The organism is Rothia sp. HMSC065C12 (assembly GCF_001812085.1).
Lineage (GTDB): Bacteria > Actinomycetota > Actinomycetes > Actinomycetales > Micrococcaceae > Rothia > Rothia mucilaginosa.
In genome coordinates, this window is record NZ_KV807672.1 from 40315 (window position 1) to 60836 (window position 20522).

Below are 20522 nucleotides of genomic sequence, written 5' to 3' on the forward strand. Positions count from 1 at the left end.
CATCTGCGCCTCTTCGAGGGTAACTACAGCACATACCGGCAGGCACTGGACACCGAACAGCAGGCGGCTCAGCGTCGCGTGAGCGAGGCGAAGAACCGGGTGCGTTCGGCGCATCGTGAGTGGGTGCAGGCGCAGGAGATTATCTCGAAGAACATGGCACAGGTCTGGAAGGACGACCAGCCGGATACGATTCTTGCCCTCACCAAGGACGCCTCACGTCAGGCGGCGGCAAAGCTTCGAGTTCTGCGCATCGGCAAGCAGGAGCAGGCTCAGGAGGCATACCAGAACGCCCAGGATGAGGTGCGCGTGCAGGAGAAGATCTACGCCGAACTGAGCCAGCAGCCCCTACCCGCGGGGCGCAAGGTACTGGAGCTGCACAGGGTTGATTCTCACCGTGTTGATTTTCGGGTTTCACGTGAAACATTTGCCATTAAGCAACCCACTAAGGTTGATTCTCTGCATTTTTCACCTGCCGAGGCTGATAGCGAGAGCAATCAGGGAACCCCGGCGGAACGCCCAGAACACCTGATTCTCAGCGGCCCCGAGCACCTGCGCATCACCGGCGCGAATGGCAGCGGCAAGACCACCCTCCTCGAGGCCATCGCCCACGCCAAAGACCCGGAGTACCGCTCCCCCGTGCAGCCCACCTACCGCGTCGGCTATTGCATCGAGGGGGCCTACATTCCCCAGCGCATTAGCCTTGACCCGGAGCTCACTCTTCTGCAGTGCGTGCAGCGGGCTAACCCCGGCGTGAGCGAACAGCATCTGCGTGACCAGCTGGCGCGCCTGCTCTTCCGTCGCGAGAGCGTGCACCACAAGACCGGCGAGCTCTCCGGTGGTGAGCGTTTCCGCGCGGCGGTGGCGCAGGTGCTTCTGGCCGACCCGGTGCCGCAACTTCTCATGCTGGATGAGCCGACGAATAACCTCGATATTTCTTCGGTGGATTGGCTGGTGCAGGCACTCGAAGCCTACACCGGTGCGCTCATCGTGGTGAGCCACGATGAGGATTTCTGCCGCCGCATCCGCATTGACCGCACGCTGGCGCTCTAGGGTTCTGCACCCAACCCCGCGGGGCAGCATCTGAATACAACGAACGGGTGCCCGGCACCTCCGAATATGGAGGCGCCGGACACCCGTTTCAGTTACCTCACCGCGGCTACTTCACCGCGCTGACGAAAACTTAGATTAGAGGACCAGGCCCTTGGTCTGGGACACTGCGCGCTCGAAGCGAGCCTGAACGTCAGCCCAGTTCACAATGTTCCAGAATGCCTTGACGTACTCGCCCTTGACGTTCTGGTAGTCCAGGTAGAATGCGTGCTCCCACATGTCCAGCTGCAGAACGGGAATCAGTGCAACGGAGATGTTGCCCTGCTGGTCGTAAAGCTGCTCGATGATGAGGCGCTTGCCAACGGTGTCCCATGCGAGGATTGCCCAGCCGGAGCCCTGAATGGTCAGTGCAACGTTGGTGAAGTGCTCACGGAACTTGTCGAAGGATCCGAAGAACTCGTCGATTGCTGCTGCCAGCTCGCCGGTGGGCTTGTCGCCACCCTCGGGGGACAGATTGTTCCAGAAGATGGAGTGGTTGGTGTGGCCACCCAGGTTGAACGCCAGGTCCTTGGAGAGCTTGGAGACGTTGCCGTATGCACCGTTCTCGCGTGCCTCTTCGAGCTGCTCGAGAGCTGCGTTAGCGCCTGCAACGTATGCTGCGTGGTGCTTGTCGTGGTGCAGCTCCATGATCTTTGCGGAGATGTGGGGCTCGAGCGCCGCGTAGTCGTAGGGGAGCTCGGGGAGGGTGTACTTTTCAGCCATGATGATGCCTTTCATTAGAAAACTTGGCTTGTATTAAAGATTACCAGCGTAGCGTTTACTTTACTTTTCATGAGTTGGGGTGCGTCACATTTATGTAAGACCTCGCTTGAGCATGTGGATTTCAGGCGAAGACTTTTCCCCACACCTGTGGATAATCCTGTGTATCAACAGGCTTTTCGGGGTCGGCACCCTATTCTGCCTTGAAATACCGGGGTATGCACTCATGTGAATAACAGAGTTGTAAGTTCTCCACACTGTGGATAACTACTGTGGATAACATCCTATTTTGGGGATGCGCGGGGGATAAACTGCAGAATTTTCGCCCTCATTCGGGGTGTTTTTCCTTCTACTAGCCAAAATATTGAGTACTAACAGGGCCGCCGAGCGATCTTACGCGCCTCCTTACGCCGGAGGCGGTGGATTAAGTGCACCGGGTTATCCACAGCTGTGGAAATTTTCGGGTTCCGCGGTTTTAAAGGTGAAAAGGTCTTCTGTTTAATAACTTACCCTCGCTTTTAACAGCCTCGAAAGCCTGTAATTACAAGAATTTTTCGACTGGGCCCCTCTTTGCATCTTGCATTGCCACCATCGCCAGCTTCACCAAATCACATGCGTGTAAGTTCTCCACACTGTGGATAACCATTGTGGATAACCCCTATGGATAACATTCCTGGCGCGATACGGCGCAGCAACACCACAGCTGCAAGGTGCGCAGTGCAGGTACGCAGACCCCTCAATTCATGCTCCTCCCCTAGTTCGCAGGGGCGCTCTTGCTAATCCCTATGAGGGCAAAGAAAAAGAGCACCCGACCATTGGATGCTCTTAGAGTGAGTTGATAGAAATTCGAGTTAAAAAGATACGGTACGGAATGCAGCCCAACCACGAACTGCACCCGCACCGCACATCCGTCGGTAGAAATACGAGTTACTCGTACACCGACGACAATCACCGATAAATAGAGAGTCGAACCTATCGAAGCGAGCTTCCGGTCTCGCCTCGGAGGCTTCCTTCGACCCCGTTATGTAATTAGTGTACACGGTTTCATTACGGTTGCAAAGCCAAAACCGAGATTTTTTTAAAAATTTTGTTATCGTTTCGTTATTTTTCACCCTTGGTAAGCTCTTTACACTCCCTAGAATTTTCACCCACACCCCTAAAAACCTTGATATTCCGCGGAAGTTGGCTCAATTCATGAGTATGCTTCTTGGTACGTTCTCATCTATACTTGTACCGGAAATCTTTTTAAATATGTCGCGCATCACTTGTCTACCCAAGGTTTTTATAGTCACTGCGTGCAAAAAGATGACCCTAGCACCCTCCAAAAAATTAGCACCAAAGTGTCAACCATTACTTGACCGTACCAATTTAGGGTTACTGGGCAAGACCTTTCGCTACAATGGGTGCCAGCACACCACACCTCCCCTTAATAAGGGAGCTCCATATCCGATAAAAGAGGAACCAATCCCGTGCCCATACCAACCACGTCTGCGCAGCGGTCTGACAATACCGCACACAGCGAATCCATCCAGTGGCTCTCTCCGCAAGAGCGAGAAGGCTGGCTCTTTATCAGCTCCATCATCTTCAGCCTCACCCGCAAACTGGAAAACCAGCTGCAGAGCGAAGCTGGCATTAGCTTTGTCGAATACATGGTGCTCGCGATGCTCTCCGAGTCCAAGGATCATTCCCTCACCATGACCGAGCTGGCAGTTACTACCAACACCCTCCCGGCACGCCTCTCCCGCGTTGTGGCACGCCTGGAGAAGGACGGTTACGTCCGCCGTTCCCTCAGTGCAGAAGACCGCCGCGTCAGCATCTGCCACTTGCTCCCCGCAGGCGAGCAGAAGGTGCAGGAGGTCGCACCCGGCCACGTGAGCGAAGTACGCCGCCAGATTTTCGACCACCTGACCACCGAACAGGTTGAGCATCTCGCAGAAATCGGCGAGGCAGTCCTCGGCAACACCCCCTCAAACGTCATCTCGATTGATGCACTGCAGCGTGGGAACTACCCCACACAATAACCTCCTCCGCCCTCAGGTAAGATTCGCCCCGGTGAGAGTTGAGAGAACCAGAGATAAGGCACATTCCCATTGGGAACGTGCCTTATCTCTTTAACAGATTTCTTAAATAGGCTCTTGCAGTCGCGAGCACTGCGGTACGCATGAACCTTAAAACCGCCTAAAGTTGCCCCGGGCATCGATACATGCGAAGAATTTTAAAAAATTTTTGCGGTATCACGTACCGCTTTGAAATGTCGGATGACCGGCTGTCGGGCGCCGGAGCATCATGCATGTACGCGGGATGTTGGGGTATCTAATGCCGCTTTAAACCGCGAAATCTCAAGGAAACGCACCCAATACCACTCAATCCAAAGAAAGTATTCAGGGCATCCACACTAAGGGTTGTGGTGACAATATGTCAGGGGTACCTTATCTGATTCACCGATTAGCCTTTTCTCTCTGTACATGACGCACCCTACCCCTTACGATAAATATCAACAGGTTGCACCGCGCCATCCCGGCACCTAAAAGCAACCACCATATAAGGAGAAACCATATGTCTAAGTCTTTCTACGACCTTCTGAACGAGCAGATTGGCCACGAGTTCGCAGCATCTCACCAGTACCTGTCCATGGCTATCTGGCTCGACGGTGAGGACCTGCCCCAGCTGGCTAAGTTCTTCTACCAGCAGTCCCTCGAAGAGCGCGAGCACGCACTCATGATGGTTCAGTACAAGCTGGACCGCGGCCACAAGGTCGAGATCCCCGCTGTTCCCGCTGTGAAGAACGACTTCGCGAACGTTCAGGAAATCGTTGACATGTCCCTGGCACAGGAGAAGGTTGTCACCGGTCAGATCGAGGCTCTGTTCTCCGCAGCACGCGCTGAGAACTACGCACTGGGCGAGCAGTTCATCCTCTGGTTCCTGAAGGAGCAGGTTGAGGAAGTTGCAACCATGGAGACCCTGGTGACCATCGTGAAGCGCGCAAACGGCAACCTCTTCGACCTGGAGAACTACGTTGCACGCGAGCTGGCACACGACCACGGCCAGGAGTCCGGTGCACCCGCAATCGCTGGTTCCTAATCTTGCGTTCAGGCGGCTAGACACCTAGTCGACCACGCAGAATATCTGCAAAATATTAAACGTTCCGCCCTCCCCACACGCCGTGGGGAGGGCGGAACGTTTATGCATATACGCCATGAAAGCACACCGCGGTGCACCGTCCAGGAGCTAAAAGCCGCCAGCGGGTACTCGAATGCTCATACAGTGCAGAGTAAACTTAAAAGCCTTAGATGCCGCATAATATCGCGGCAGAAAGAGGAGAGAATGACTCACACCAACCCAGATACCCTCAGCCGCGGCTCATATAGCAACTCACGCCGCGTAGCCGACATTCTGCGTGCAGAATCAGTCGGCGGTACCGTACTTCTGATTGCGACGGTGCTGGCAGTAGTACTCGCCAACACCCCCGCATCCAGCTTCTACTTCGGTCTGCGAGACACCGTTGTTGGCCCGGTCATCCCCGGCTTCAACCACCTGCAGATGAGCATCGGAACCTGGGCGGCAGACGGTCTGCTCGTTGTTTTCTTCTTCCTCACCGGCCTGGAGCTGAAGAAGGAATTCGTGATTGGTGACCTCAAGTCGCCTTCCACCGCTATTGTTCCGATTGCGGCTGCCTTTGGTGGTGTTGCAGTGCCCGCAATTATCTATACGGCACTGAACTTCACCAGCCCCACCGCACTGCACGGCTGGGCTATCCCCACCGCAACCGATATTGCGTTTGCGGTGTCCGTGCTCGCCGCCGTGGGTACTTTCCTCCCCTCGGCGATGCGCGTCTTCCTGCTGACCCTGGCTGTGGTCGACGACCTGATCGCAATCTGCATTATCGCGATCTTCTACACCAATAACTTCCACGGCGAGTACCTACTCTTCGCACTGATTCCGCTCGCACTTTTCGCGTTCATCGCCTACCGTGGCGAGACCATGCTGCATCTGAAGCCTCTCGCCGCATGGGTTCTGCTGTTGCCCCTGGGCATCATCACCTGGGCACTCTTCCTCGAGTCCGGTATTCACGCCACCATTTCCGGCGTGGTTCTGGGCTTCCTGGTGCCCGTGAAGATGTCCGCACGCTCCGAGGCGGCACACGCAGAACACGGTCTGGCAGAGGTGCTGGAGCATCGCTTCCGCCCCCTCTCCACGGGCATCTGCGTGCCCGTCTTCGCGTTCTTCAGCGCGGGTGTGGCCGTTGGCGGCTTTGAAGGCCTCGGACGCGCCCTCACCGACTCCGTGGCAGTCGGCATTATGGTTGCACTGGTTGCCGGTAAAACCATCGGTATTTTCGGCACCACCTGGCTCGTGACCCGCTTCAAGAACGCTAACCTCGACCCGGACGTCGCCTGGATTGACGTGGTCGGCCTGGCTGCAACCGGCGGTATCGGCTTCACCGTATCCCTACTGGTGGCTGAGCTGTCCTTCCCGCACGGCTCCCCGCACACCGAGGATGCAAAGATTGCGATTCTCTTCGGTTCCGTGCTCGCCGCGATTGTCGGTGCCATCATCCTTTCACGCCGTAACAAGCACTACCGTGCCCTGGCTGAGAAGGAAAGCGTGGACGCTGACGACAACGGCATCCCCGACGTCTTCGAGGGCACCTACCGTGACCCGAAGACCGAAGCCTAGCAAGAACTCCTAAGGTCTAGTACCTTCCCTACACCCCAATCCCCCGCTGATAATGATGTCTCACCGCACTACCTCACGTCGCCGTACAGCACGAGCAGGGCAGGCGCCCGCGCCTCCTTCAAGGTATGCAGAGATATCAGCACGCGTGGTGATTGGGGTGTATTCCTTTGCCGCGCTACTGACCACGTTCGCGTGGATTATTTCTCCTCTGCGGCACGGTCGCGGCTTCACTTGGTGGGAAGTCACCGCTGACCTGCTGAATATTCCCTCCACGCACACGCTACCCAGCGCCATCACGATGATTGTGCTTGTGTCCGGGCTGATTGTGCGCAAGCGTGCCGCTCTCATTGCAGCCATCGTTTTTCAGATGCTTGGTGTGCTGATCGCCAGCCATAGCGCATTCACTCTGGTGTTCCCCGCGGGGATCATGCCGAAGGACCGTATTTTCTCCTCGACGGTCGATACGCTCTCCATCGTGTTTGCGTGCGCGCTGGTGCCTTTCCTTTTCTCGATTCGTTCGGCGTTCCCGGCGCGTATTGGTCGCCTCTCGTGGGTGGGTGCGGCGGCTACGGCGGCTGGCGGTATCCTGCTGACCACTCTGGTGCTCTGGTACCTCTGCCACATTGGTGTGTGGGAGCCGTTGCGTTCGGTGACCCCGTGGGAGTTGCTGATGCACGGCATGGGTATTGAGCGTACCCATCCTGGCGTGTGGTCTGCCGATGTGGTCGCTTTTTTGGCTTCTTTCGGTTACGGCGCCTCGCTCGTTGCGGCACTGTACCTGTTGGCGCGCGGTTACCGTGCCCCGGATGCGTGGACCGGCGAGAAGGAGCTGAAGATTCGCGCTCTGCTACAGCAGTACGGTGCCAATGACTCGCTCTCCTATTTTGCGACGCGTCGCGATAAGCAGGTGATTTTCTCTCCGGATCAAAGGGCGGCGATTACGTACCGTTCGGTGGGGTCGGTGTGCTTGGCGTCGAGCGACCCGGTGGGTGACCCTGATGCGTGGGACGCCGCGATTGAGCAGTGGATGCTACAGGCACGTAGCTATGGTTGGGTTCCTGCAGCGCTGAGCGTGAGTGAGGCGGGTGCGCGCGCCTATAACCGTGCGGGTCTGTCGATTATTCAGATGGGTGAGGAGGCGGTCCTTGAGGCGGACCGTTTCACGCTCAATGACACGTCGATGCTACCGGTACGTCAGGCGGTTCAGCGTGTGCGTCGCGGAGGGTACACGGCGCAGATGCGTCGCTTTGCAGAGTTGGATGAGCAGCAGCGTCAGCAGGTTGCAGAGAATATTTCGGCGTGGCGTCATGGGCGTATGGAGCGCGGCTTCTCGATGGCGCTGAATCGTGTGAATGATCCGGCGGATTCTTCGTCTGTTCTGGTGTCGGCTCATGATGAGGCTGATCAGATGGTGGCTCTGCTGTCGTTCGTTCCGTGGGGTCCTACGGGGCTGTCTTTGGATGTTATGCGTCGCTCCCCTGAGGCACCTAATGGTGTGGTGGAGTTTATGGTGGCGTCGCTGATGGAGCAGGCGGTGTCTTTGGGTGTGCGTCGGGTGTCGCTGAATTTTGCGATGTTTGGCCATATTTTTGAGGCTGCTGATCAGGTGGGTGCGTCGGCGTGGAACCGTTTTGCTTCCCGCTCTTTGGGTGTGCTGGATCGTTTTCTGCAGTTGCGCCGCCTGTATCGTTTCAATCTGAAGTTTGCCCCGCTGTGGGTTCCTCGTTTTTTGGCGACGGAGCCGACGTTGGCGATGGCGAATGTTGTGGTTGCGTCGGGTATGGCGGAGGGCTTTTTGCCGAATCTGTCGGCGCGCCGTTTGCAGGATCAGGAGCAGGTTCTTTCTACAGATGAGCTGGAGGCTCTTCGCCAGATGCAGCTCGCTTCTGTGGAAGAGCTTCCTGAGGTGTCGCGTAGCGATCAGACTCAGCACCGTCTGCGCCATCTGGAGGCGCTGCGTGCGGCGGGCATGGATCCGTATCCGCTGGGTGGTGAGATACGCAGTAATGGTGCGCCTATTCTGGGCGTGAAGGATGCCCTGCGTATATTCTCTTCTGAAAATATTCCAGATTCGGAATTCATGGTTTCGGGGCGTATTCGCACGCTTCGCAACCACGGTGGGGTCCTCTTTGCAACTCTGATTGAAGGGGGTGAAACCCTGCAGGTCGTCATGGAGCGCAGTCTGGTGGGCGAGCGCCCGCTGAGCCTTGCCTCCCGCAACCTGGATACCGGTGACATCATCACCGTGCAGGGTACCTACGGGGTGAGCCGTAACGGTACCCAATCGCTGATTGCCACCTCCTGGCACATGGCGTCGAAGAGCCTGCACCCCATCCCCTTCGACTCCTTTACTGACCCGGAGGCGCGTCTGCGTCGCCGTTCCACGGACCTGTTGGTGCATCCGGATCAGATGCAGAATCTGCGTCTGCGTACCGCGGTCATTAAGGCGCTGCGTGCCCGACTGGATGCGGAGGGCTTCCTTGAGGTGGAGACCCCGATTCTGCATACGGTGCACGGTGGCGCGAGCGCGCGCCCTTTCCGCACGTATATCAATGCGTACGGTGAGGATTTGACGTTGCGTATTGCGCCGGAGCTGTACCTGAAGCGTCTGGTGGTGGGCGGTAGCGGTCCGGTGTATGAGCTGGGTCGTGATTTCCGTAATGAGGGTGCTGACGCGACCCATAATCCGGAGTTTACGGTGCTTGAGGCGTATCGTCCGTACGCGGATTATGTGCAGATGCGCGAGTTGACGGAGCGTCTGATTAAGGATGCCGCTCAGGCGGTGTTTGGTTCGGTGTCGTTGCCGCTGGGTCATAAGGCTTCGAGCGAGCGCGTGGTGCGTGATGTGTCGGGCCCGTGGCGTGTGGTGTCGGTGTGTGATGCTCTGTCGGAGGCACTGGGTCGCCGCGTGGATGTGCAGACGGATTTTGAGGAGCTGCTGGCTTTGGCGCAGCAGCACGGTGTGCGTGTTCATGAGGGTATGGGTCCGGGTGCCATCGTTGAGGAGCTGTATGGTGAGCTGGTTGAGGCACATACGGTGGAGCCGACGTTCTATACGGATTTCCCTGCCGAGACGAGTCCGCTTGCGGCGCCGCATCGTAGTGTTCCGGGTTTGGCGGAGCGTTGGGATTTGGTGATTAACGGCATGGAGATGGGCTGTGCTTATTCTGAGCTGGCGGACCCGCTGGTGCAGCGTGAGCGTCTGACGGAACAGTCGTTGAAGGCGGCTTCGGGTGATCTGGAGGCGATGGAGGTGGATGAGGATTTCCTTTACGCCTTGGAGACGGGTATGCCGCCGACGGGTGGGTTGGGTCTGGGCGTGGACCGTTTGGTGATGCTTTTGGCTCAGACGCAAATTCGTGGGGTGTTGTCGTTCCCGTTTGTGAAGCCTGAACGCTCATAGCCCATCCGATGCCCCCGCTTCACCGCTAAGCCCGGTGCGAGGTTTTGTACCTTGTGCCGGGCTTGTTGTGCCCGCCCTGCCGGTGCCGTCAACACCTCCACGGAGTCTATATTTACTCTGTCCATATATTAAGTATTCGTTACATTTTGCATTTGACCCCTTTTTTAAGTTGCTCCGTGAGGGTTGCGCACCCCACAATGAGGTGACTAATCATACGGAGTGTATCTGTCTCCGTTACGCGGCTTTGAGTCCGCGCTACCCAGCAATGTAGCCCACACGTTGTCCGTCTTTCGGATTTGAGCGTGCGGGCTTTTTGCTTTCAAGATTGGAGTGCCGAGTGGATTTTCTTCTGAATATCATCGGGGACATTAATACGCAGACTGCGGAACTGACTTCCTCCGTGGATGCCGTGCAGAACTGGATGTGGAGTAATTTCCTCTACTACGCTCTGATTGCGGCTGGTCTGTACATTACGATCCGCACTCGCGGTGTGCAGTGGCGTTCCATTAAGGAAATGATCCGCGTCCTGGGTGACCCGGTTGCTCGTGAGGCTGACGGTAAGAAGAGCATTTCTTCGTTCCGTGCGTTTACTGTTTCGGCGGCTTCTCGTGTGGGTACCGGTACTGTTGCGGGTGTTGCTTTGGCTATTGCTATGGGCGGCCCGGGTGCTGTGTTCTGGATGTGGGTTATTGCTGCTGTTGGTGCGGCTTCTGCTTTTGCGGAGTCCCTTCTGGGTCAGCTGTATAAGGAGCGCGGTAAGGATTCCTATATTGGTGGTCCGGCGTACTACATGAAGCGCGGCCTGAATGCTCCGTGGATGGGTTACATCTTTGTGGCGTTCATTGTGGTCACTTATGCGTTCGTGTTTGTGGCGGTTCAGACGAATGCTGTGGTGGATGCTGCGGCGAACTCGTTCAGCATTGATGTTTCGGGTACTAACTCGATGGGCTTCCGCATCACTATTGGTCTGATTATGGTGGCGCTGACTGCGGCTATTATTTTCGGTGGTATTCGCGCGATTTCTTCGGTGACTGAGTGGCTGGTGCCGATTATGGCGGTGCTGTATTTGCTGCTGGGTCTGCTGGTTGTTCTGCTGAACATTGGCAAGGTTCCGGAGATGCTGCTGATGATTTTCCAGGGTGCTTTTGGTATTAAGGAGTTTGTGACCGGTGGCGCGATGGGTGCCGTGATTTGGGGTATGAAGCGTGGCCTGCTGACTAATGAGGCGGGTATGGGTACCGCTCCGAACGCTGGTGCGACCGCTACTATTTCTCACCCGGCTAAGCAGGGTTACGTGCAGACTTTGGGTGTTTACTTTGACACCATGATGGCGTGTACTGTGACTGCGTTTATTGTTCTGCTGTCGAACCCGACTTATGGTGATCGTTCTCGTGGTGCGTCGCTGACTCAGTCGGCGTTGGCTATGCAGCTGGGCGATTGGGCGGTTCACTTCCTGACTATCGCGATTTTCATGTTTGCGTTCTCGACTGTGATTGGTAACTACTACTACGGCGAGTCGAATATGCGTTTCGTGACTGAGCGTAAGCTGCCGATGAATATTTTCCGTGCGCTGGTTCTCGTGTTTGTGTTCTTCGGCGCGATTTCTTCGCTGGATCTGGTGTGGACTACCGCGGATATGTTGAATGCCGGCATGGTGATTGTGAACTTGACGGCGGTTCTGTTGATGACTCCGCAGGTTGTTGCGGTGTTGAAGAACTATGAGGCTCAGCGTAAGGCTGGTTTGGAGCCGATTTTCAAGGCTTCGGATATGCCTGAGTTGAAGAATCTTGCGGCGTGGGATGGTACTGATGCGGTGACTACCCGTGAGTTCTGGGCTGAGTATGATGCGAAGGCTGCTGAGCGTCGTGCTGCGAAGAAGGCTAAGAAGGTTAGCCGCTAGTTTGTGAGCTACACGCAGGTTTCTGTGTAAGGCTTTGTGGAGGGTCCGTCCTGCTGTGTTGCGGGGCGGGCCCTTTTGCGTGCTTGAGGGGCGTATGGGGCTGCCCATCGGGGTAGGCTCTGAACGCCTCCTTGAACTACCCTGAGGGCTTGTGGATTCCTCCGGGTCTGTATGCTTAGGAAGGATGTTAGGAGGGCTTATGGATTGGCATGCCGTACTGGAATTGGTGGTCACGGTTATTTTTCTGGCGGGTATTGCGTTGGCGCTGCTGTGCTTGGTGACGATTCATCGGAACCCGCATTTTTCGGAGGTGCAGAAGCTGAAGTGGCTTCTGCTGGTGCTGTGCCTGCCGTATGTGGGTCCGGTGACGTGGTTGTTGCGCGCGCGTCTGGAACGCATTGATCGGGAGCGTGCCGAAAACGAGCGTATGGCGCGGGGTTCCGCGGTTGCGTCCGATGCGGCTACTTCCGGTGGAGTGTCCGGTAGTGCCCCCAATAGCGCCTCGGAGGCTCTTTCTGAACCCTCCACCACCTCTAAGTAACGAAGGTCACACTCTCTCAATTGGACAGCACCGCATACAGTCCGTATAGTTTTATGTGTTGCCTGCGGTGATACACCGTAAGACACATGCGCGAGTGGCGGAATAGGCAGACGCGCACGGTTCAGGTCCGTGTGCCCGTGAGGGCGTGGGGGTTCAACTCCCCCCTCGCGCACCAACGATCCCCGGTTCGAAAGAACCGGGGATTTTTTCATATCCATAACCAATTCCCCGCTAAATGACGGGGTTCCAGAGCGATGGCGAGTGCATCACCTAAAATAGAACCGGGTGTGTTCATTCACAGGACACACAGCTAACGCACAGACACGCTCGTTAAACTGAGCCTTTCGGATAAAGACCGTTTGCGCGGTCTGTTGCTCGGAATGGTCGTTGAGAAGGAGGCGGCATGAAGTTTTTCGACAAGCTGGGCAAGCTGGAGCAAGGCATCGGCCGCACTGTCGGCCTTTCCAAGGGCTTCGGCACCTTTGCGAAGGCGGATGTCGCTAACCGCGTCCGCATCATGATGGATGACGAGTCCTACGTGGACGGCAGTGGCCGCACTATGGCTCCTAATGTCTATACTCTCCGTTTCGCACCGGTTGATTTCCCTCGCGTTCGCGAGTGGGGCAACCCGTTCGCTGTTGAGCTGTGCGATTTGGCGATTTCGCACGCCCGCGCGCAGGGTTACACCCTCATTGGCGCGGTTCGCGTGACGTTCAACGTTCTTGATTCTCTCTCTGAGGGCGAGTTTGAGGTTGTTGCGACTTTCGAGCCGTTCTCTGTACCGGAGGCTCCGGCATCCCCGTCTCTGCGCGGCGCCACTAACTACGCGCCGGTGCGTCCGCCGCGTGAGTCTTCTTTGCCGACCCGCATTACGAAGCCGGCTGCTCAGCCGGCTCAGCCTGCACCCAGCCCTGCGCCTCAGCAGGCTCCTGCGCCTCGCCTGAACATGCCTGTAGCGCCCCCTGCGGCGGCTCCCCGTTTCTTCTTGGAGATTGAGGGTCGCATGCACCCGGTGAACCACCTGCCGTTTGTGCTGGGCCGCGGTTCTGATGCTGATTTTCGTCTGGACGATAAGGGTGTTTCTCGCCGTCACCTGCAGCTTTCGATGCAGGGTGGTGCGGTGGTCGCCTCCGATATGGGTTCTACCAACGGCACGTTGATTAATGGTGCGCCTCTGCGTGCGCCGGTGGTGCTGGCGAACGGTTCACTGCTTCGCATGGGTAATACCCGCATCATCTTCCATAGTTCGACCGGAGGTGTCCGTTAATGGCGTCTGAATTGACCGTTACTCTCCTTCGTTACGCTTTTCTGGCTCTGATTTGGTTCTTTGTTTTCCTGGTGGTTTCGGCGGCTCGCCGTGACCTTGGTTTGGGTAAGAACTATCGTGCGGCACCGGTTGATGCGGTTCCGGAGGCTACCCATATTGCGCCTCCGCCGACTCGTCCTTCGCAGCTTGTGATTACTGCGGGGGCGCAGGCTGGCGCGATGATGCAGTTGGGGGACCACCCGATTACTATTGGCCGCGCTAATGACATTGAGGTGTCCCTGCAGGATGATTACGCCTCGGGTCGCCATGCGCGCCTGTTCCCTCAGGGTTCCCGTTGGTTCCTTGAGGATTTGAATTCTACTAATGGTACGTTCGTCAATGGCGAGCGTCTGACTCGTGCGACCCCGATTGAGCCCGGTGATGATTTCCGCGTTGGCGGTACCACCATGCAGTTGAGGGGCTAGTGTATGAAGATTGCTTTTCGTTTTGAGGCCCGCTCTGATACGGGTCTGAAACGCTCGAAGAATGATGACTCCGGCTACGGTGGTCGTTTCCTTGCTGTCGTTGCTGACGGTATGGGCGGCCACGTAGGCGGCGATGTCGCGTCGGCTACGACGGTTCTGAATCTGACTCCGCTTGATCACCCTGATTTTGAGGATGGTACTGGCGGCGTTTATCTGGCTGATGAGATTCAGAGTGCGAACCTGATTATTAATGAGCTGGCGGCGAATGACCCGCAGCTGGCGGGTATGGGTACGACCTGTACTGCCCTGCTGATTGATGGCGATTGTATTGAGCTGGCTCATATTGGTGACTCGCGTGCGTATCGTCTGCGCCCGGGTGCTGATGGTGAGTTTGAGCAGATTTCTACTGACCATACGTTTGTGCAGCGTCTGCTCAATGAGGGTCGTATTACTCCGCAGGAGGCGGAGAACCACCCGCATAAGAACGTGATTATGCGCGTTCTGGGTGACGTTGACGCGTCCCCTGAGCTGGAGTTGAAGACTCTGGACGCTGTTCCCGGCGAGCGCTGGGTGCTCTCTTCTGACGGTTTGGATGCTGTGGTGTCCCTATCGGAGATTGAGCAGGTGATGCGTTCTACCGATGACCTATCTGAGATTGCTGACACTCTGATTGCGATGACTTTGGAGCGTGGCGCTCCGGATAACGTGACGGTTGTGTCCCTGCAGGTGATTGACCGTGAGGTTCTGCCGGTGGATGAGCCGGTGGGTCCTTCGAGCCTGCCTGAGTCTGCTCTGCCTGATTCGATTGTGGCGGAGCAGGAGGTCAGCACGAATACTCAGAAGCTTCCCGAGGTTGCTGCTACGGCTGAGGCTGCTGAGGCTATTTTGGGTGCGCACCATGATGAGGACTCTGAGGAGCCTCATCGTCGGTCGTTGCGCCGTTTCCGTCGTGCTCGTGACTTCTCTGGAACCCTGTTGCACAGTGGTTCTGGGGCGGTGCGTCACCATATCGGTACGTACGATAACGCCGTGGATGCGGCTCTTACGAATGCTGCGATCTTGCGTAGCGAATTGGGTTCCCGCCCGCATCAGCTGGTTGGTGCCGCTTCGGTGGCTACTGAGACCGGCATGATTCCGGCGGTGACTTCGCGTACCCTGGAGCATCGTGCGACGGTGGCTCAGCGTGTGCCTTTGAAGGTTGAGTCTGATGAGGCGACCTTGCCGGCTGAGCTGGAGGAGCTGATCGCTGAGGATACTGTTGAGCGTTCGCGTCCGCGGTCGTGGTCGATTCGCCTGTTCATTACTCTGCTGGTTGCGGCTATTGTGACGCTGGCTGCGTGGACCGGTCTGCGCTATGTGGAGCGTAGCTACTATGTGGGTGAGAGTGACGGCACGGTTGCGGTGTACAACGGTATTCCGCATGCGTTGGGTCCGATTCGTCTTTCTCACGTGGTGGAGAATACCGATATTCCTACGAGTGAGTTGAGCGATCATACGCGTTCTTTGTTGCGTAATGCGATTACGGCGAAGGACCTGGATGATGCGCACCAGATTGTGACTCGTTTGAAGACTCAGGCAGATCAGTCTCGTGAGAAGGCGGAACAGGCCGCTGCGTCTGCTTCCGCGTCTGCCTCGGCATCTGCGTCTGCCTCGGCATCTGCTTCCCCGAGCTCTGAGGCTCCCAGTGAGGCTCCGAGCTCTGGGGCACCGAGCTCTGATTCGGCATCCCCGGCTCCTGAGCCGGCTTCTTCGGAGGCTCCTGCTGCGGTAGGCGGTGAGAACAATGGCTAAGTTCTCGTTCCGTCGTGAGTCGGATGCGCCTCGTGCACGCCGTTTCACGGAGCTTTTCCTGCTGGTTTTGGCGGTAGGTATCAGCTCGTTCGGCATGTACCTGATTGATCCGGAGCATGCTTTTGATACGTCGAAGAGCCAGTGGCTGCCGTGCACGGTGGTGCTGGGTGCCGGTGCTCTTCTTATTCACCTGGTCATGCAGTTCCGTGCGCGTTATGCTGATCCGTTTATTCTGCCGCTGGTGGTGGCTCTGAACGGCATTGGTTTGACCATGATTTATCGCCTGGATCCGCAGATTGCGGCTCCAGTGGGTGACGGTCAGCTGATGTGGACCGGCGTGTCGATGGTGCTGTGCGCGATTATCGTGTTCGTGCTCAGGGATTACCGCCTGCTGCGTAAGGTCACGTACACCTCCCTGGTGCTGTCGATGATCCTGCTTATCATGCCGCTGGTTCCGGGTCTGGGTATGGAGCTCAATGGTGCTCGTATTTGGATTCATATCGGTAACCGCACGTTCCAGCCGGGTGAGGTCGCGAAGATTACTTTGGCGATTTTCTTCGCCGGCTATTTGGCGACGCACCGTGACCTGATTCTGGTGGCTGGCCGCCGCATCGGCCCTATCAATCTGCCGCGTCTGCGTGATTTGGCGCCGGTGTTCTTGGCGTGGATTGTGAGCCTGGGTGTTCTGGTGTTCCAGAAGGACCTTGGTTCGGCAATTATGTTCTTTGGCCTGTTCATGGCGATGCTGTACCTGTCGACCGGCCGTATTTCGTGGCTGGTGGTTGCGGGTATCGGCATGGCTGTGGGTGGCTATTTCGCGTACCACTATGTCTCGCACGTGCACGCCCGTATTTATGCGTGGGTGCATGCTTTTGATCCGGAGATTTACCAGGCGTCTCCTGGCGGTTCGGGTCAGATTCTGCAGGGCGTTTTCGGTCTGGCTTACGGCGGTCTTTTTGGCCGCGGTTGGGGCCAGGGCCGCGCGAACCTCGTCCCGTACGCTAATTCGGACATGATTATTTCCTCGTTGGGTGAGGAGCTGGGCCTGGTGGGTCTGGGTGCCATCCTGATGATGTTCATGCTTCTGGTTTCGCGCGGTTACCGTGCGGCATTGGGTACTCGTGATGGTTTCGGCAAGCTGTTGGCGGCTGGCCTGTCTACGGTCATGGTTTTGCAGCTGTTCGTGGTGATTGGCGGCGTGACTCGTTTGATTCCGCTGACTGGTCTGACGACTCCTTTCATGTCTGCCGGTGGCTCCTCGTTGGTGGCTAACTGGATTATTGTGGCGCTGTGGTTGTCTATTTCTCATAGTGCCCGCGCACCTCACCTGGTGGCTGGTTATGATGCTCCGCAGGGTATTGACCATGCGGACACTAGCTACGAGCCGGAGGGTGCTACTAGCGTTCTGGCGCGTATTACGGCTAAGGATTCTGGAGGTGAGAAGAATGGATAGGGCTATTCGCCGCATGTGGATGTCTGCCGCGTGCGTGTTTGTCCTGCTGATGGGCACCCTCAGCTATATTCAGTTCTTCGATTCGAAGACTCTGATGAATAATCAGTGGAATTCCCGAGCTCTCTACGATAATTACGGTTCGGCACGTGGCTCAATCGTGGTTGATGGTACGGAGATTGCTTCGTCGGTGAAGTCCGATGATGAGTACAACTACCAGCGTGTGTATAACCACCCGCTCAAGTATGCGGCTCTGACGGGTTACTTCTCCACGATTTATGGCGCGACCGGTTTGGAAGCTGCTATGGATAAGGAGCTTGCGGGCACGAGCGATAGCCAGTTCTATGACCGTGTGGCGCAGCTGTTCAGTGGTTCTTCCGCGCAGGGCGCTAGCGTGGAGCTGACGATCAATTCGAAGCTTCAGGATATTGCCTACAACGCGTTGCAGGGCCGTAAGGGTGCTGTGGTGGCGTTGAACCCGAAGACCGGTGAGATTCTGGCGATGGCTTCTTCGCCGTCCTATGATCCGAATCTTCTGTCGTCTCATACGAGCTCTTCGGTGTTGGCGAATTACCAGGCGCTGACTTCTGATGAGGACAGCCCCTTGTTTAACCGTGCGATTGCGGGTAACACCTATTCGCCGGGTTCGACCTTCAAGATTATTGATGCGGTGGCGGCGCTGGAGTCCGGCAAGTACAACGCATCTTCGGTCATTGCGAACCCCGCGCAGTTGCCGCTGCCGGGCACGAACATCAGCCTGCCGAACTATACGGGCGGTCGTCAGTGTTCGACCCGCACTCAGGCGACGATTGAGTGGGCTTTGGCTCAGTCCTGTAATACGCCGTTTGCGCAGATTGCGATGGATTTGGGTCAGGAGCGTATCGCGAAGACCGCTCAGAATTTTGGTTACGGCCAGGATTTGAAGATTCCTTTGACGGTTTCTAAGTCGTCTTTCCCGTCGAATCTGACGCAGAGCCAGCTGGCCCAGTCGGCGATTGGTCAGTACGACGTGAAGACCACTCCGCTGCAGGTGGCGATGACTTCTGCAGCGATTGCAAATGGCGGCGTGCAGATGAAGCCGAACCTGATTCGTTCGGTGAAGACCAGCAACCTGAGCACTTTGCAGGAGTTCTCTCCTGAGAAGCTGCGTACGTCCACTAGCCCTGAAATTGCCAACCAGGTGAAGCAGTGGATGGTGAATGCGGTTGATAATGGTATTGCACGTAATGCTGGTGTCTCCGGTGTGAAGGTGGCGGGTAAGACCGGTACCGCGGAGACCACGGCAGGTTTGAATAATTCTTGGTTTACCGGTTTCGCGCCGGCTGATGATCCTCAGATTGCGATTGCTGTGGTTTATGAGGATATTGACGTGGCGACCGGTGCCCAGTTGGCAACCAGTACTAGTAAGCAACTCTTTGAGGCGGTGTTGAACAAGTGAGGCCTGCGGCTGATATCACTTTGGGCGGGCGCTACACCCTAACCGAACGTATCGCGATTGGCGGTATGGGCGAGGTGTGGAAAGCTCGCGACAAGGTGCTTGGGCGCATCGTTGCGGTCAAGATCCTCAAGGAGGAGTACACCGGTGACCCGGGCTTCTTGGAGCGTTTCCGCGCTGAGGCCCGTAATACGGCGCTGTTGAACCACCCCGGCGTAGCGAATGTTTTCGACTACGGTGAGGAGGACAACTCCGCGTACCTGGTCATGGAACTGGTGCCGGGTAATCCGCTTTCGAGCATCATCGAGCATGAGACTACCCTGCCGCCGGACCGTATTCTGAACTTTATTGCTCAGACCGCTCGCGCGTTGGCTGCGGCTCATTCGCAGGGTCTGGTGCATCGTGACGTGAAGCCGGGTAACCTCATCATCACTCCGGATGACCGTGTGAAGGTGACCGATTTCGGTATTGCTCGTCTGGCTAACCAGGTGCCATTGACGGCTACCGGCCAGGTGATGGGTACCGCCCAGTACCTGGCGCCGGAGCAGGCGACCGGTCAGGCGGCTACCGCCTCGTCGGATATGTACTCGTTGGGCATTATTGGTTATGAGTGCCTGGTGGGTCGTCGTCCGTTTACGGGTGAGTCGCAGATTGCGATTGCCTTGGCTCAGGTGAATGATCCGCCGCCGCCGCTTCCGGAGACTATTCCGGCTCCTGCTCGTGCGCTGATTATGTGCCTGCTGGCTAAGGACCCGGCTCAGCGTCCTAAGGATGCGACCGCTCTGGCGTCTGCGGTGGATGCGATTCGTCGCCGCGACCTGAAGGCTGCGGTGAAGGCTGTTCCTTCTTTGGCTCAGTTCTTGGCTGAGGAGAACGCTGACGACGCTACTGTCGCGATGACCGCTATGGATGTTGCGGCTGAGCCGATTAGTGCTTCTGCTACTCCGCGTTTCGGTTCTGGTGGTCGTTTCTCGCCGGAGCCGACGACGGCGCCGATTCCTCGCACGAGTGAGCAGACGATGCGTCCTGTATCGGGTCGCGTGAAGGCTACTCCTGCTCCTGCAGCGAAGCGTGGCTCGAACGTGTGGATGTGGGTTGCTCTGCTTCTGGCAATCGTGCTGATTGCCGGCGGTATTTGGACGGTCCTTTCCTCTAATAATGGTGGCGATTCGTCTGATCCGGCTCCGAGCGCTTCTTCGTCTGTTGCTCCGACGAACACGGGTACCGTTTCGACGGTGGAGCCGGCTGAGTCTGCTTCTGCCCGTGCCGCTAAGCAGAAGGTGACCGTCAACGCGATTAACTATGAGGGTCGCGAGCTGCAGGATGCGGTGAACGAGCTGAAGAACCTTGGCTTATCCCCCAAGACTGAGGGTGTTGAGTCGACTCAGCCGGAGAACACGGTGATTTCGGTTTCTCCGACGGGTACTTTGGAGCAGGGTAATAGCGTGACTGTTCGCTATTCGACCGGTCCGAAGTCAGTAACTTTGCCGTCGAACCTTGAGGGTAAGAACGTTGATGAGGCGTCGAAGGCTGTTGCTGCTCTGGGTGTGAACGTTTCTCTGCATTATGAGAATTCGGACACGGCGGCCCCCGGTACGGTGCTTCGTACTACCCCCTCATCTGGCACCAAGGTCACGGTTGGTAGTAATGTAGACATGTATGTGGCCTCTTCCAGTTCGGGTAGGGGTTCGAGTGCGAGCGCTTCTGCTGCACCGTCTGCGTCGGCTTCTGCTTCCGCTTCCGCGTCGGCGCGTTAGCCCCTACATTTTGATTTAGTTTTAGTCTTAG

Annotated in this window: 14 protein-coding genes and 1 tRNA gene; 14 read left to right on the forward strand and 1 reads right to left on the reverse strand. The window is 56.9% G+C overall.

The window, feature by feature from the left end; all coding sequences use genetic code 11:
* The coding region (locus tag HMPREF2836_RS02315; protein WP_141752097.1) for an ATP-binding cassette domain-containing protein at nt 1-1050 on the forward strand (1050 nt) is incomplete at its 5' end.
* A 135-nt stretch (nt 1051-1185) separates the two neighbouring features.
* Here HMPREF2836_RS02315 and HMPREF2836_RS02320 read toward each other — a convergent pair.
* A complete protein-coding gene (locus HMPREF2836_RS02320; RefSeq protein WP_005507370.1) occupies nt 1186-1809 on the reverse strand; it encodes a superoxide dismutase in 624 nt (207 codons plus the stop codon).
* Nucleotides 1810-3275: 1466 nt separating this feature from the next.
* On the opposite strand from HMPREF2836_RS02320, the gene HMPREF2836_RS02325 reads away from it, so the two are divergent.
* The 13 genes from HMPREF2836_RS02325 to HMPREF2836_RS02385 all read left to right on the forward strand — a co-directional run bounded on the left by HMPREF2836_RS02325 (nt 3276) and on the right by HMPREF2836_RS02385 (nt 20491).
* Nucleotides 3276-3827, forward strand: a complete 552-nt coding sequence (locus HMPREF2836_RS02325; RefSeq protein ID WP_141752094.1) for a MarR family winged helix-turn-helix transcriptional regulator — start codon at nt 3276-3278, stop codon at nt 3825-3827.
* A gap of 535 nt (nt 3828-4362) precedes the next feature.
* Nucleotides 4363-4887 carry a ferritin gene (locus HMPREF2836_RS02330; protein ID WP_049357179.1) on the forward strand — a complete coding sequence of 175 codons (525 nt, stop codon included), beginning with the start codon at nt 4363-4365 and terminating at the stop codon, nt 4885-4887.
* Between the two features lie 243 nt (nt 4888-5130).
* A complete protein-coding gene (gene nhaA, locus HMPREF2836_RS02335; protein ID WP_049357181.1) occupies nt 5131-6483 on the forward strand; it encodes a Na+/H+ antiporter NhaA in 1353 nt (450 codons plus the stop codon).
* A gap of 52 nt (nt 6484-6535) precedes the next feature.
* Nucleotides 6536-9886 (forward strand): bifunctional lysylphosphatidylglycerol synthetase/lysine--tRNA ligase LysX, encoded by a 3351-nt coding sequence (gene lysX / locus HMPREF2836_RS02340; protein ID WP_083309146.1) that lies wholly within the window; start codon nt 6536-6538, stop codon nt 9884-9886.
* Between the two features lie 337 nt (nt 9887-10223).
* The gene (locus tag HMPREF2836_RS02345; RefSeq protein ID WP_049345755.1) at nt 10224-11786 is read left to right on the forward strand and encodes an alanine/glycine:cation symporter family protein; all 1563 of its coding nucleotides are present in this window, start codon (nt 10224-10226) and stop codon (nt 11784-11786) included.
* Nucleotides 11787-11985: 199 nt separating this feature from the next.
* Nucleotides 11986-12327 (forward strand): PLDc N-terminal domain-containing protein, encoded by a 342-nt coding sequence (locus HMPREF2836_RS02350; protein ID WP_070629361.1) that lies wholly within the window; start codon nt 11986-11988, stop codon nt 12325-12327.
* Between the two features lie 88 nt (nt 12328-12415).
* Nucleotides 12416-12502 (forward strand) — tRNA-Leu (locus HMPREF2836_RS02355).
* Between the two features lie 228 nt (nt 12503-12730).
* Nucleotides 12731-13594, forward strand: coding sequence for an FhaA domain-containing protein (locus HMPREF2836_RS02360; RefSeq protein WP_049338188.1), 864 nt, complete (start codon nt 12731-12733; stop codon nt 13592-13594).
* Nucleotides 13594-14058: an FHA domain-containing protein FhaB/FipA gene (locus tag HMPREF2836_RS02365; protein WP_049328057.1), complete on the forward strand. Its 465-nt coding sequence runs from the start codon at nt 13594-13596 to the stop codon at nt 14056-14058. The genes HMPREF2836_RS02360 and HMPREF2836_RS02365 overlap by 1 nt, the downstream gene beginning before the upstream one ends.
* 3 nt (nt 14059-14061) lie before the next feature.
* On the forward strand, nt 14062-15849 hold the full coding sequence (locus HMPREF2836_RS02370; protein WP_070629362.1) for a PP2C family protein-serine/threonine phosphatase: 1788 nt from the start codon (nt 14062-14064) through the stop codon (nt 15847-15849).
* Entirely contained in the window at nt 15842-17302 is a 1461-nt protein-coding gene (locus HMPREF2836_RS02375) for an FtsW/RodA/SpoVE family cell cycle protein (RefSeq protein ID WP_005507381.1), read from the forward strand. The genes HMPREF2836_RS02370 and HMPREF2836_RS02375 overlap by 8 nt, the downstream gene beginning before the upstream one ends.
* Nucleotides 17295-18737, forward strand: a complete 1443-nt coding sequence (locus tag HMPREF2836_RS02380) for a peptidoglycan D,D-transpeptidase FtsI family protein (RefSeq protein ID WP_070629363.1) — start codon at nt 17295-17297, stop codon at nt 18735-18737. The genes HMPREF2836_RS02375 and HMPREF2836_RS02380 overlap by 8 nt, the downstream gene beginning before the upstream one ends.
* Nucleotides 18734-20491, forward strand: a complete 1758-nt coding sequence (locus tag HMPREF2836_RS02385) for a protein kinase domain-containing protein (RefSeq protein ID WP_070616216.1) — start codon at nt 18734-18736, stop codon at nt 20489-20491. Before HMPREF2836_RS02380 ends, HMPREF2836_RS02385 begins: the two co-directional genes overlap by 4 nt.
* Nucleotides 20492-20522: the final 31 nt, after the last annotated feature.